The 12648-nt window shown below is 33.8% G+C and carries 15 protein-coding genes and 1 tRNA gene; 6 read left to right on the top strand and 10 right to left on the bottom strand.

Annotation, left to right across the window (positions count from 1 at the left end; all coding sequences use genetic code 11):
* Positions 1-10: 10 nt before the first annotated feature.
* From nudC to epmB, 6 genes are all read right to left on the bottom strand, one after another.
* On the bottom strand, positions 11-811 hold the full coding sequence (nudC, locus tag J3U00_RS00080; protein WP_267331150.1) for an NAD(+) diphosphatase: 801 nt from the start codon (positions 809-811) through the stop codon (positions 11-13).
* 61 nt (positions 812-872) lie between these two features.
* On the bottom strand, positions 873-2501 hold the full coding sequence (yidC, locus tag J3U00_RS00075; protein ID WP_065734798.1) for a membrane protein insertase YidC: 1629 nt from the start codon (positions 2499-2501) through the stop codon (positions 873-875).
* A complete protein-coding gene (gene yidD, locus J3U00_RS00070; protein ID WP_416379867.1) occupies positions 2501-2821 on the bottom strand; it encodes a membrane protein insertion efficiency factor YidD in 321 nt (106 codons plus the stop codon). Before yidD ends, yidC begins: the two co-directional genes overlap by 1 nt.
* Positions 2794-3144, bottom strand: coding sequence for a ribonuclease P protein component (gene rnpA / locus J3U00_RS00065; RefSeq protein WP_267338196.1), 351 nt, complete (start codon positions 3142-3144; stop codon positions 2794-2796). Before rnpA ends, yidD begins: the two co-directional genes overlap by 28 nt.
* A gap of 11 nt (positions 3145-3155) precedes the next feature.
* Complete coding sequence (gene rpmH / locus J3U00_RS00060; RefSeq protein ID WP_025314679.1) at positions 3156-3296, bottom strand: 50S ribosomal protein L34; 141 nt, start codon at positions 3294-3296, stop codon at positions 3156-3158.
* A gap of 148 nt (positions 3297-3444) precedes the next feature.
* The gene (gene epmB, locus J3U00_RS00055) at positions 3445-4470 is read right to left on the bottom strand and encodes an EF-P beta-lysylation protein EpmB (RefSeq protein WP_267331149.1); all 1026 of its coding nucleotides are present in this window, start codon (positions 4468-4470) and stop codon (positions 3445-3447) included.
* A gap of 32 nt (positions 4471-4502) precedes the next feature.
* Between epmB and efp the strand changes: the two genes are divergently transcribed.
* Entirely contained in the window at positions 4503-5069 is a 567-nt protein-coding gene (gene efp, locus J3U00_RS00050) for an elongation factor P (RefSeq protein ID WP_034882790.1), read from the top strand.
* A 161-nt stretch (positions 5070-5230) separates the two neighbouring features.
* On the opposite strand, the gene trmL is transcribed toward efp, so the two are convergent.
* The 4 genes from trmL to thiI form a co-directional block, all read right to left on the bottom strand.
* A complete protein-coding gene (gene trmL, locus J3U00_RS00045) occupies positions 5231-5716 on the bottom strand; it encodes a tRNA (uridine(34)/cytosine(34)/5-carboxymethylaminomethyluridine(34)-2'-O)-methyltransferase TrmL (protein WP_267331148.1) in 486 nt (161 codons plus the stop codon).
* An 18-nt stretch (positions 5717-5734) separates the two neighbouring features.
* Entirely contained in the window at positions 5735-7108 is a 1374-nt protein-coding gene (gene cpxA, locus J3U00_RS00040; RefSeq protein ID WP_267331489.1) for an envelope stress sensor histidine kinase CpxA, read from the bottom strand.
* A gap of 31 nt (positions 7109-7139) precedes the next feature.
* The gene (locus tag J3U00_RS00035) at positions 7140-7859 is read right to left on the bottom strand and encodes a response regulator (RefSeq protein ID WP_065562357.1); all 720 of its coding nucleotides are present in this window, start codon (positions 7857-7859) and stop codon (positions 7140-7142) included.
* 125 nt (positions 7860-7984) lie between these two features.
* Positions 7985-9433 carry a tRNA uracil 4-sulfurtransferase ThiI gene (thiI, locus tag J3U00_RS00030; RefSeq protein ID WP_267331147.1) on the bottom strand — a complete coding sequence of 483 codons (1449 nt, stop codon included), beginning with the start codon at positions 9431-9433 and terminating at the stop codon, positions 7985-7987.
* Between the two features lie 175 nt (positions 9434-9608).
* Here thiI and secG point away from each other — a divergent pair, with 175 nt between their 5' ends.
* The 5 genes from secG to J3U00_RS00005 all read left to right on the top strand — a co-directional run.
* On the top strand, positions 9609-9995 hold the full coding sequence (secG, locus tag J3U00_RS11595) for a preprotein translocase subunit SecG (protein ID WP_324169883.1): 387 nt from the start codon (positions 9609-9611) through the stop codon (positions 9993-9995).
* 7 nt (positions 9996-10002) lie between these two features.
* Positions 10003-10088, top strand: a tRNA-Leu gene (locus tag J3U00_RS00020).
* 187 nt (positions 10089-10275) lie between these two features.
* Positions 10276-11526 carry an integrase domain-containing protein gene (locus J3U00_RS00015; protein ID WP_267331146.1) on the top strand — a complete coding sequence of 417 codons (1251 nt, stop codon included), beginning with the start codon at positions 10276-10278 and terminating at the stop codon, positions 11524-11526.
* Positions 11527-12235: 709 nt separating this feature from the next.
* Entirely contained in the window at positions 12236-12460 is a 225-nt protein-coding gene (locus J3U00_RS00010; RefSeq protein WP_267331145.1) for a hypothetical protein, read from the top strand.
* Positions 12461-12563: 103 nt separating this feature from the next.
* A partial coding sequence (locus tag J3U00_RS00005) for a transposase (RefSeq protein WP_072075904.1) occupies positions 12564-12648 on the top strand: 85 nt, incomplete at its 3' end.

Below are 12648 nucleotides of genomic sequence, written 5' to 3'. Positions count from 1 at the left end.
ATGATGAATTTTACTCACCAAACTCATCATATTCACGACAAAGTATAATTGTATCTTCAATCAAACGTCTTGCTATCGTGCCATATTCGGGTATTTTAGGTAATTGAGAATAATGATACCAATTTGCTTCGACTAACTCATTTTTATCGATAGTAATTTCACCACTCTCATAATCAGCTAAATAGGCCATCATCATGGAGTTAGGAAACGGCCAAGGTTGTGAACCAATATAACGAATATTTTTAATTTTTATTTTTGACTCTTCGTACACTTCTCGGGCAACCGTCATTTCCATTGTTTCACCAATCTCTGTAAAACCAGCTAAAACGGTATATAAATTTTCTTGATTATGCCTAACATGCTTTGCCAATAAAATTTTATTTTTATCTCGAATAGCAACGATAATTGAAGGGGAAATTTGTGGGTAATAACGTTGGTGACAATTACTGCATAAACAACACCACTCTGTTTTACTAATATGCATCTCATGACCACAATAACCACAATATTTATGAGAACGATAAAACTCAGACAATTGTACCGCTCTGCCAGCCATATTAAATAATGATTGATCAGTATTATTAAGTAAGGGGCGAATCGTTGACATAGAGTTTTTCATTTCTTGGCAAATCAACCAAGCGGTTTGCCCATTCCACTCACCAATTGGTTGAGCTAGTTTGTTGGTAAAACCTAATTCACTAGCAATACCATGAGGAACTTCGCCATTTGGCAACCATAATCGCCCATTTTGACTAACAAACCAATAACCTTTTTCGTTACCAATTAAATTAAATTGTTGTTGTATATTCATCACATCAATACCAAAAAATAACTATTAAAAAGGAGGATCTTAATCCTCCTTTTTGGCAATACTATTTCTTTTTCTTTTCGTGTAGACCTTTTTTCTCAAGCTCCCAGTAAATTATACGTTGCTGAGCAATCGTAAATAAATTACTTACAATATAGTATAAAACTAAACCTGATGGGAACCATAAGAAGAATACCGTAAAGATTAATGGCATATAAGTCATTAATTTTTGTTGTAAAGGATCGGTAACCGGTGTTGGTGACATCTTCTGAATTAAGAACATAGTTGCACCCATTAACAATGGGAAAACATAATATGGATCTTGTGCAGATAAGTCATGGATCCAAAGAGCGAATGGAGCATGACGTAGCTCAACCGTATTACCTAACATGTAAAATAATGACAGGAAGATAGGCATTTGAATCAATAATGGTAAACAACCACCAAGAGGATTAACTTTCTCTTGTTTATAAAGTGCCATTGTTTCCATACTCATTTTTTGTCTATCATCACCATAACGCTCTTTTAATGCTTGTAAACGAGGTTGCAATAACTTCATTTTAGCCATTGAACGATATTGTGCTCGTGTTAATGGGAATAAAATACCACGCACAATAAAAGTGATCACAATGATCGAAAAGCCCCAGTTTCCAATAAAACTATGGATAAATTTCAATAAGTAAAAGAGTGGTTGAGATAAGAACCATAACCAACCATAGTCAACGATTAAATCAAGATGATTAGCTGTTTCTTTTAATTCACTTTGAATTTCAGGACCTAACCATAATTTGGCATTAATTAATTTCGTTTCACCTGGTTGAATAACTGTTGTTTCACCTTTAAAACCAATTGTTGCTTGTGAATTGTTAGCTGTTGCACGTGAATAGAATAAATTATTTTGTTCCTGCGTAGGAATCCAAGCTGAAGCAAAATAGTGTTGCAACATAGCAATCCAGCCAGTTTCAGTTTTGACTTCTAACGCATCATCTTTGATATCACTGAAACTATATTTACTATAATTAGTGTTGGCACTGGAATAAGCTGTACCGCGAAATGCGCTTAGTCCTAATCCGCCACCGCCTTCAGTAACGGCATCTTTAGGGAGTTCAATAGTCTGCTTCAACTGACCATACATTGATACTTCTAACGGATTTTGGGTTTGATTGTTCACGTCATACTGTACATCAACAGCATAATTACCACGATGTAAGATGTAATATTTAGTATAAGTTACACCATTAACTTGATAGGTAAATGGAACCTTCAACTCATCTTGACCATCAGCTAAAACATATTCAGATTGATCAGTTTGATATAATGGTCTTTTTGAGCCTTGAGTTGCATTGTCTGGACCATCTTTACCTGTTAACCCACTTTCAGCAATGTAAATAAAATCAGGTTTAGAAGTAAGTAGTTGGAAAGGTGTACCCGAATGAAGAGACTGCTCATATTTCAACAATTGAGCAGATTGCACATCGCCACCATAGGTATTAACCGTTAATGACAATACATCAGATTTTATTGTGATAGTTTTACCTTGCACTGAATCCGCTGTTGAACTATCTTCACCTATTTGTTGTGTCAATTGGTTAGCAACTGGGGGTTTTGGTGCATGATCATCTACCCACGCTTTCCAAATCAGGAAAGAAACGAAAAGTAAAGCAATGACTAATATATTACGTTGAGATCCCATTAGTGTTTTTCTCTATTGGTTTTAGTTTTCTTAGGAGGAACAAAATCTTCACCTCCTTCATGTAAAGGGTGACATTTTAATACACGTTTGACCGTTAGCCAACCACCTTTTATCAATCCGAATCGCCTTAATGCGATTATGGCATACTGTGAACAGCTGGGAGTAAAACGACATTTAGGACCAAATAACGGACTAATGATACGTTGATATAAACTAATAATAAAAATAAAAACATTAATAATCAAAGCTTTAACTGCATAAACATGCTGTTTGATAATTAATATTAATTTACTTAGTTTTTTTTGATGATTTGCTGACATAGTTTATCTAATGTCTCAACTAATTGTTGATTATTCAATTGTATAACAGGCTGTTTAGCCATCAAAATAAAATCGATATTAGGAAACTGATGTTGGTGGTGACGAAAATATTCTTTGACTAACCGTTTAATACGATTACGCTCATGGGCTCTTTTAACCTGTTTTTTAGCTATAGCAAAGCCTAATCTGGGATGACTTAGATTATTTTTACGTGTAACTAGAGTCAGGAAAGGCGAACCTGCACGAATAGATTCTTGAAATACATGATTAAAATCAAAGGGAGTTAACAAGCGTAACTCCCGAGGAAAAGTGAGTTTAGTCACTCAACTTTAAATTAGCTAGCAACAGTTAAACGAACACGGCCTTTAGCGCGACGGCGAGCAAGAACTTGACGACCGTTTTTAGTAGCCATACGAGCACGGAAACCGTGAGTTCTATTGCGTTTTAATACTGATGGTTGAAATGTGCGTTTCATGACGATTTATATCCAAATCTAATTTATCAACAAGTTGTAGAGTATAAACTCCACAGCATTAATTAAAGAGGTCCGAATTATAGAGTCTATTTTATTTTTCGTCAACGGGATTTTGAAACATAAATTGTAAGGACCTTTTCAAATTTCATTAATCACTAATAGCTAAAACTCGCTTACTTGCTTCACCACCAACTTCACGCGCTAATTTTGGAACTAAATAACCTGATAGTTTTTTTGTCAATTGCCGCATGATTTTTTTGGCCTCATCATCATCGACTAAAAAATGAGCCGCACCTTGTACTTTATCTAATAAATGGATGTAATAAGGTAAAATACCAATTGAAAATAACTTATTACTTAACTTCGCTAGCACATCAGCATCATCATTAATATTTTTTAATAAAACACTCTGATTTAGTACTGTTACCTCACTTTTCTTTAAATCTTTGATGGCATGAGCTACATTATTATCAATTTCATTCGGATGATTAATATGGGTAACTAACACAACTTGTAAACGTGTTTTTGCAAATAATCGACACAACTCAGAAGTAATGCGATTAGGTATCACCACCGCTAAACGACTATGAATACGTAAACGCTTAATATGACGAAATTTCTCTAATTCAGCTATTAAAAAAGCTATTTCATGATCTTTTGCCATTAAAGGATCGCCCCCCGAAAGAATAATTTCATCAAGTTCGGTATGCTGTGCAATATACTCTAATGCGATACTAATATTCTTTTTGTTACTTTGATTATCATGATAAGGAAAATGTCGCCTAAAACAATAACGGCAATTAATCGCACAAGCAGTTTTAGTCATTAATAATGCGCGATTATGATATTTATGTAGTAATCCTGGAATATTGTTATGTTGCTCATCAAGAGGATCTTTAGTAAAACCCTGTACATTTATTAATTCCTGTTCATCACAAAGTACTTGAAGCAGTAAAGGATCTTGAGGATCACCTTTTTTCATTCGATTTATAAAAGCCATAGGCACACGAAGTGGAAATTGCTTTCTTGCCTGTAACATGGGTAAAGAAATTTCCTCAGAATTTAAATCCAGACAATGATAAAGCTTTTTGATATCTGTCACTACATTAGCGAGATCAAAAATCCACTCATCTTTATTTGGTTGTTCAACATTTTGCTGTATAATATGACTCATTTTTGTAATTCAGAATGATAGTTGGAGCTTTTATGGCATCTTATAGTACTAATGAGTTTAAAGCTGGTCTTAAAATAATGCAAGATGGCGAGCCGTGTGTAATTGTTGAAAATGAATTTTACAAGCCAGGTAAAGGACAAGCAATTAACCGTGTAAAAATTAAAAAATTACTTTCTGGTAAAACTGTTGATAAAACATTTAAATCAGGAGAATCTGTTGAAGCGGCTGATGTCGTTGATATGAACTTAACTTATCTTTATACAGATGGTGAGTTTTGGCATTTTATGAATAATGATACATTTGAACAACTTTCTGCTGATGCAAAAGCTGTAGGTGACAATGCTAAATGGTTAGTCGATCAAGCGGAATGTATTTTAACCTTATGGAATGGTCAACCAATTGCTGTTACTCCACCAAACTTTGTTGAATTAGAAGTTATTGAAACTGATCCAGGATTAAAAGGTGATACAGCGGGAACTGGTGGTAAACCAGCTACATTATCAACTGGTGCCGTTGTACGTGTTCCTTTATTTGTGCAAATTGGTGAAGTACTTAAAGTTGATACACGTTCAGGTGAATACGTTTCTCGCGTTAAATAGTAATTCATCAAAATAATTATTTAAATAATGAGGTCGATATGACCTCTTTTTTTTAAGTAAAAAAATTTAAATTAAATTTTTGAGTTGAGGAACGGGGTTTTTGAGTTAAACATCTGCAAAAATTTTTCATTTATTTGGTAATTAAAAATCAAAATTTAAATTTATTTAGCCCCGATATAATTAAGCTGTCGCCATGACTCATAAACAACTACTGCAACTGAATTAGACAGATTCATACTTCGGCTATTAGCAACCATTGGAATCCGAATTTTTCTATCTTGCGGCAATGCATCAAGAATTTTTGCTGGTAAACCTCTCGTTTCTGGGCCAAACATCAAAAAGTCAGCTGATTTATAATTTACTTCACTGTGTGGTTTTTGACCTTTTGTCGTTAAGGCATAAACTTGAGAAGCTAAATCAAGTTGGTTCTCATCTAAAAAGCACTCAATATTTTTATAACGTTTTACATCAACAAATTCTTGATAATCTAATCCTGCTCGTCTCAATTTTTTATCATCCCAATAAAATCCCATTGGCTCAATAATATGTAAATTAAAACCAGTGTTAGCACACAAACGAATGATATTACCAGTATTAGCAGGAATTTCAGGCTCAAATAAAACAATATTTAAAGATGCATTTGACACAATTATTTCTCTTAGCTGTTAATGTTTTTGAAGAGGTAATACTATCACAATTCTAAGTCCACCTAAGTGGCTTTTCTCTGCTTTAACAGTGCCATTATCTCGAGTAATAGCGTTAGAAACAATGGCTAAACCTAAACCTGTGCCACCTGACTCACGATCACGAGCTTCATTAGTACGATAAAACGGCCTGAATATTTGCTCTAACTCACTATCAGCAACACCTGGACCATCATCATCGATAGTGATAATTACAGTTTGTTGTTGAATAATAAAATTAACATCAATTCGCTGATTTGAATAACGAAATGCATTCCTTACTACATTTTCAAGCGCGCTACATAACGCCGTTGGATAACACAAAATTGTATTATTAGTTGGGGGAGTAAGAATTGAAAATTGTTTTGAAATTTGATTAGCTTCAAAAGTCGCATTATCTAAAACATTTTTAAATAATTCATCTAACTGTTTATATTCACGAACTTCGTTATTATCATGCTGATTCCTTGCTAATGACAATAAATCACCAATCATTGAATCAAGCTTTATCGCTTCATCACTTATTCGTAAAACTTCGTTACTTTCACCTTGTTTACGACGTAGCAGTGAAGTTGCTAATTGCAATCGAGTTAATGGTGTCCGCAATTCGTGAGAAATATCAGAAAACAATCGTTGCTGTAACTCTTGCATCCTTTTCAACTCTCGAAGCATACGGTTAAAACTTGCCCCTACTGCTTTATATTCATATGATCCAACTTTTTCGAGTTCTGGCCACTGTTGTAGATTACCTTTGGCTACTTGCTCAGCAGCCAACCGCAATCCACGTGCTGGTCTAGCAATACTCCAAGATAGCCACAACAAGAATGGCGTACTTGCCAACATCGTTAATGTCAAAAGCAAGAAAGGATGATCAAAAATTAAATTAACAAATTGAGACTGAATATCCGACGCAGGTTGTAATAAAAATAATTGATAGTCTTCATTAGCATAATGAAGCAAGAAAGGACCAATAATTTCTTGGTTATCATAGATTTTTTTAGCTGGATCATCAACATCGTGAGATTTTTCACTAAAACTTTTTACTAAATCGATATTATTAGTATCAGCTGTGATAATTTGTTGATTGGGCGTAACAATAAATAATAGTTGCCCAGCTTTTTGATGATTATCCATTACAACTATGAATCTCATCCACCAACGGAAACTATCTTTAGGAATCTTGGTTAAATCTTTTTCGATTTCTTTAGCCAGCAGATTACCACTTTCTTTATCTTTATTAGCTAAATAGGTTAAATTTCGAGAGTCTAGCTTTGGCAAGACCATTACTAGAATAAGAAAGAAGGCAATAGTAAGTAAGAATATTGTGAAAATTCTAATTGTTAGGCGATCAAAGATCCACATATATTCTTACCATATAAAGAAATAGCTAGTTTTGTAATACATCATCATTTTGATCTACAACAAACAGATATCCTTTTGAACGTAATGTTTTAATCCATGGTAAACCATCGCTACGAGGGGGGAGTTTTTTACGCAAATTAGAAACATGAACATCAATTGAACGGGCTAAAGGTAAAAATTCTTTACCTAATACGTTTTCGCTTAAATCATCTCTTGAAATGATTTTTCCAGCATTTTCAAGAAGTTGTAATAATATTTGAAATTCAGTGCCAGTTAATTCAATATATTTATCATCAAATGAAACAGATTGCTGCTTTCGATTAACGGTAAGTTTATCAATGGTATATTGAACTGACTTCTCACCAGAAGTTACAGCCATATTATCCCAACGTTTCCTACGTAATAATGCGTTAATTCGAGCAATAAGCTCCCGATCATTAAACGGCTTTAAGATATAATCATCAGCACCAAGCTCAAGCCCAATAATTTTATCAAATTCGTTATCTTTAGCTGTTAAGAAAATTACTGGAACAGTATATTTATTTCTTAGTTGAGATAATACACTTAACCCATTCATTTCTGGCATCATAATATCAAGTAAAATAAGATCAATGCTATCATCAAATTTATCTAAAGCCTGAACACCATTATTAGCTATTACGACTTCAAACCCTTCTAATTCTAATAATTCACATAACATAGAGGCAATTTCTGGATCATCATCAACTACGAGCAATTTATTCATTACTACCCTCATTAATTAAGAAATTTATAATTTTTCTATTGGTTTTTTATTATTGTAATTTATTTTATATTTTTAGAAATATTATATAGATAAAATGCAATAATGTCGTAAATAATTGTTAAGATTTATAGTTTAAACACTTTTATATTATTAAATCCTTGTTCAATAAGATAAAGTGCTTGTAATTTACTCATAATACCTTTCGCACAATACAATAAATATTGTTTTGATTGATCTAGATCGCCAAATTGTGTCGCCAATTTATAAAAAGGGATGAGCTTAACATCGGCATTTTCAATTTCTAATGGGTTATCCTCTTGTTCCTCAGGTGAACGAATATCAATTATAATTTGATTATCTTCTAATATTGTAACCATATCGACTTGTGTAATTGTGTTGTCAGTTTGTTTAGCAATTTCACGAATATCAATATTTTCGGCTTCTTCAACTGCTTTATCTAATATAGAGAAATCAAAATTTTGTTCTTCCTCTTCTATTCTCTCTTTCAACGCTTTTACTGTAGGATTTTTTGATATCACACCACAAAATTCTGGCATTGTCTTAGCGATGTCTTCAGTACCGATTTGACGAGCAAGATTAATTATAGTTTCTTTATCATACGTTATTAGTGGACGTAAAACTAAAGTATCACTCACATTATCGATTAAACGTAAATTAGTTAAAGTTTGGCTTGATACTTGCCCCAATGCCTCGCCAGTAATCAACGCTTCAACATTATAACGTCGAGCAACCATAGAAGCAGCACGAATCATCATCCGTTTTAAAATAACGCCCATTTGCCCATCGTCAATTTTCTCAAGAATCTCACCTACTACATTCGAAAAATCAATGGCAATAAAACGAACTTTATGAGAAGAACCAAATCTCTTCCACAAATAATGAGCCATTTGTTTAACGCCAATTTCATGAGTTTTTCCACCTAAATTAAAGAAGCAATAGTGGACTCGGCAGCCTCGTCGAATAAACATATAGCTCGACACACCAGAATCAAATCCGCCAGAAATAAGAGAAATAACATCTTCTTGAGTTCCTGTAGGAAAACCACCAATTCCTGCATGGCGTTCTTTAACTAATAATAGCTTATCTTTATCTATCTCAAGATTAACTGTTACATCCGGACGAGTTAATTTTACTTTAGCTGTCGAAACATGCTGATTCAGCCCTCCACCAACATAACGCTCTACATCAATTGAAGTAAACTCATGCTTACCACGACGTTTTACTCTGACACAAAATGTTTTATTCTCAATTAAAGGGGCAAAATGATTAAACGCTTTTTCATATATATCATGTAGATCGACAAAACTAAGCTCCTCAACTACTAATATATGGTGAATACCAGGAATTCGAGTTAATAGTTCTAAGATTTGACTTTCACTATTTATAACTTTAGAGCGAACTTCAATAAAATCCCAATGGCGAATAACTGCAACATCATCAATTGAATGTTTTAAAATATTACGAATGTTGCTCGTTAATATTTTAATAAAACGTAAACGAACAGACTCACTTTTGATCGTGATTTCAGGAAAAAGTTTAACTATAAATTTCATACAACAGAATTTGCGAGACTAAAAATGGCGACATTATACTTATTTTTCCCTAAAAACGTACAATTGATTATGATAAATACAGAAAATAACAAAATATACTTGCTTGTTGCTCACTCTTTCGCTAATATTTCGCATCAATAAATTCTGTTCTATAACATAAAATTGACAGGTTGAAATGTACGAACTATTAATTATAGGTTATTTAATTATCGCACTTGCGATAATCGTTTTAGTGTTAATTCAGCGCGGAAAAGGTGCTGACATGGGCTCATCTTTTGGTGCGGGTGCATCTGCGACTCTATTTGGCTCATCAGGTAGTGGAAACTTCCTTACACGTACAACGACAATATTAGGTGTGTTATTTTTTGCATTAAGTATTATTTTGTCTAATATTGGTAGCTCAAAAACAACTAATATCAGCGATGATTTCAAAAATATTGGCGATAATACAAATACACAGCAAAGTACAGAAAACTCGAACAGTAATAGGCAAGTAATTCCAACGACTGATCCTGTTATACAGCCACAGAGTATTAATCCGACTTCAGATATTCCAGAATAAAAACGGCGCCGTGGTGGTGAAATTGGTAGACACGCTATCTTGAGGGGGTAGTGCTCTAAGGGCATGCGGGTTCAAGTCCCGCCCACGGCACCAATTCAATATTCATTAACATTCTTTTAAATCCTTTAAAACACATCAAAACTAACAAATACAAGGATTAAAGCCTATTTTGTTATTCATTAAGCACCAGTAAGATACATTTACAGCCAGAATTTTTAGGACTATATTAAGGACTACGCAAACATATTAAAATAATTTCATAGTCCCATAAGAGAAAAGTATGCCTAAAAAAGTAACCCCAATGACTGATACACAAATAAAGAATGCCAAGCCACAAAGTAAAGATTATCCTATTTATGATGGAAATGGTTTGCTTTTACTTATTAAGTCAACGGGGGCAAAAATATGGCAGTTCAGATATTACCGCCCTATAACTAATAATAGGACTACTGTAAGCTTCGGAAGTTATCCAGAAGTTTCGCTACAACAAGCGCGAAAACAACGGGACGAAGCACGCGAATTAATTAAACAAGGTATAGATCCTCAAGAACATAAGGCAGAACAAGAGCAACTACAACAAGAAGCTAGCAATAATACTTTTTATGCTATGGCTCAAAAATGGTTTAAATTCAAAACCGAACAAGGATTAGAAGAACAAACCTTAAAAAAAGCTTGGCGCTCATTAGAGAATCATGTTTTCCCATATATAAAAGACATTCCCATTAACCAAGTAACAGCTATTAAAGCAATTAATGCACTACAGCCATTAAATAACAACAATAAATACGAAACAGTTAAGCGAGTTTGTCGGCGAATTAATGAAATAATGTATTATGCTGTCAATATGGGAATTATCGATAATAACCCTCTCGCTAGAATTACCGATGTTTTTAATAGCCCAAAAGTTAAAAATCAGCCAACTATCCCCCCTACTGAATTACCCGAATTTATGCAAGCACTGGCTATGGCAAATATTGAACTACAAACTCGATGCGTTATTGAATGGCAATTGCTAACTTTAACGCGACCAAGTGAAGCCGTAGGGGCTAAGTGGGACGAAATAAACTTTGATAGAAAATTATGGAGTATTCCTGCCGAACGCATGAAGATGGATAGACCACACAATATACCTTTATCATCACAGGCATTAGCTATCCTTGAGATAATGAAAACTATTAATCATAAAAGTGAGTTTGTATTTCCTACTGCTAGACCTCCCTATAACAAACCAATGAGTAGCCAAACCGCTAATATGGCAATAAAGCGCATGGGATACAAAGATAAGTTAGTTGCACATGGATTAAGAGCTTTAGCTAGTACCGCTTTAAACGAGCAAGGCTTTAATTATGATGTCATTGAAAGCGCATTATCGCACGTTGATAAAAACGCAGTGAGAAGAGCCTACAACAAGGCAGAGTATGAGCAACAAAAGCGTATTATGCTTGACTGGTGGGGCGACTTTGTCGAGCAAGCCAGTAAAGGGAATGTCTCATTGTCAGGTAACCGCAATTTAAAACTTGTTAATCATTAACTCTATCTAGATACCGTAACCAATATTTGGGTTACGCTCTCGCCATTGATAAAACCTGTTACTTAGGTTTGAGTTACGCACAACTTATTATCATGCATTAATAAATCCTACCCAATGGGGAAATACATCCCTATACTTTACTTATTTAATTACCCCCCATTAATTTGGAATTTATCAGATAACTATACATACTATACATAAACACAAAAAACTTTATATATATTAATATATTATATCATGTATACTTATTTTTTAAGTGTTCATAAGTATTCATTACTATACATACATCTATATCTTTTAGATCACATATATAACAATATGATTTATATTAATATTACGGACAATTCAAATATTGAAATTTTTAATAATCAATATGTTAATATTTCACTTGATCATTAAGTAGCTGAATGGTGATTTCCACCATACAGTATTAAATTTGTAATCTGCTAAAAAGCTAGCAGATTTATTGCATTGGCTTGAGTTACTCAAACATAGATATTTATGGTTACCCATTTAGTAATAGTAATCAAAAAAATTATTTCAATTCGCGGTTGTGCGTATAAATGGGAACGGGTGTTTTTTAGGATGCTTCGTTATGAACTTTGTACCCTCCCCTCTAGGTATAAAGGTTTCTTTGTAATGGTTTAATAATTCCAGACACCAAATAAGGTGGTAAAATAACATCATAAAAATGAGGAGAACCATGATAATGGACAGTCGAAGTTATACAACAGAATCTAAACGGGATTCTGTATCTAAAATCGAAGTAAAATCATACTCACCAACCTATGCAACTGAAATATGCGATTTATTTCATTCGACTATTCATGCTATTGATACCGATATTTATAGCAAAGCAGAGCAAGAAGCATGGTGCCCAACACCACCAGATTATCAGATGTGGTTAAAACGTTTAGATAATACTCAGCCCTGATGAATCCCCTAATGATTTTGGTAAAAATCATTAAGTTAAGGTGGATACACATCTTGTCATATGATCAAATGGTTTCGCGAAAAATCAATAATCAGACAACAAGATGTGCGAACTCGATATTTTACACGACTCTCTTTACCAATTCTGCCCCGAATTACACTTAAAACGACTCAACAGCTTAACGTTGG

It is taken from the genome of Gilliamella sp. B3127, from assembly GCF_026536935.1.
In the GTDB taxonomy this organism is placed as follows: domain Bacteria; phylum Pseudomonadota; class Gammaproteobacteria; order Enterobacterales; family Orbaceae; genus Gilliamella; species Gilliamella apicola_E.
The sequence above is the reverse complement of the archived record's forward strand: the minus strand, read 5'-3'. Positions and strand labels throughout refer to the sequence as shown.

Bases quoted from the DNA above. Each gene is read 5' to 3' on its own strand.
- efp (WP_034882790.1), top strand. From the start codon at position 4,503: ATGGCATCTTATAGTACTAATGAGTTTAAAGCTGGTCTTAAAATAATG.
- epmB (WP_267331149.1), bottom strand. From the start codon at position 4,470: ATGAGTCATATTATACAGCAAAATGTTGAACAACCAAATAAAGATGAG.
- J3U00_RS00035 (WP_065562357.1), bottom strand. From the start codon at position 7,859: ATGAATAAATTGCTCGTAGTTGATGATGATCCAGAAATTGCCTCTATG.
- thiI (WP_267331147.1), bottom strand. From the start codon at position 9,433: ATGAAATTTATAGTTAAACTTTTTCCTGAAATCACGATCAAAAGTGAG.
- nudC (WP_267331150.1), bottom strand. From the start codon at position 811: ATGAATATACAACAACAATTTAATTTAATTGGTAACGAAAAAGGTTAT.
- rpmH (WP_025314679.1), bottom strand. From the start codon at position 3,296: ATGAAACGCACATTTCAACCATCAGTATTAAAACGCAATAGAACTCAC.
- yidC (WP_065734798.1), bottom strand. From the start codon at position 2,501: ATGGGATCTCAACGTAATATATTAGTCATTGCTTTACTTTTCGTTTCT.
- J3U00_RS00015 (WP_267331146.1), top strand. From the start codon at position 10,276: ATGCCTAAAAAAGTAACCCCAATGACTGATACACAAATAAAGAATGCC.
- J3U00_RS00010 (WP_267331145.1), top strand. From the start codon at position 12,236: ATGGACAGTCGAAGTTATACAACAGAATCTAAACGGGATTCTGTATCT.
- yidD (WP_416379867.1), bottom strand. From the start codon at position 2,821: ATGTCAGCAAATCATCAAAAAAAACTAAGTAAATTAATATTAATTATC.
- secG (WP_324169883.1), top strand. From the start codon at position 9,609: ATGTACGAACTATTAATTATAGGTTATTTAATTATCGCACTTGCGATA.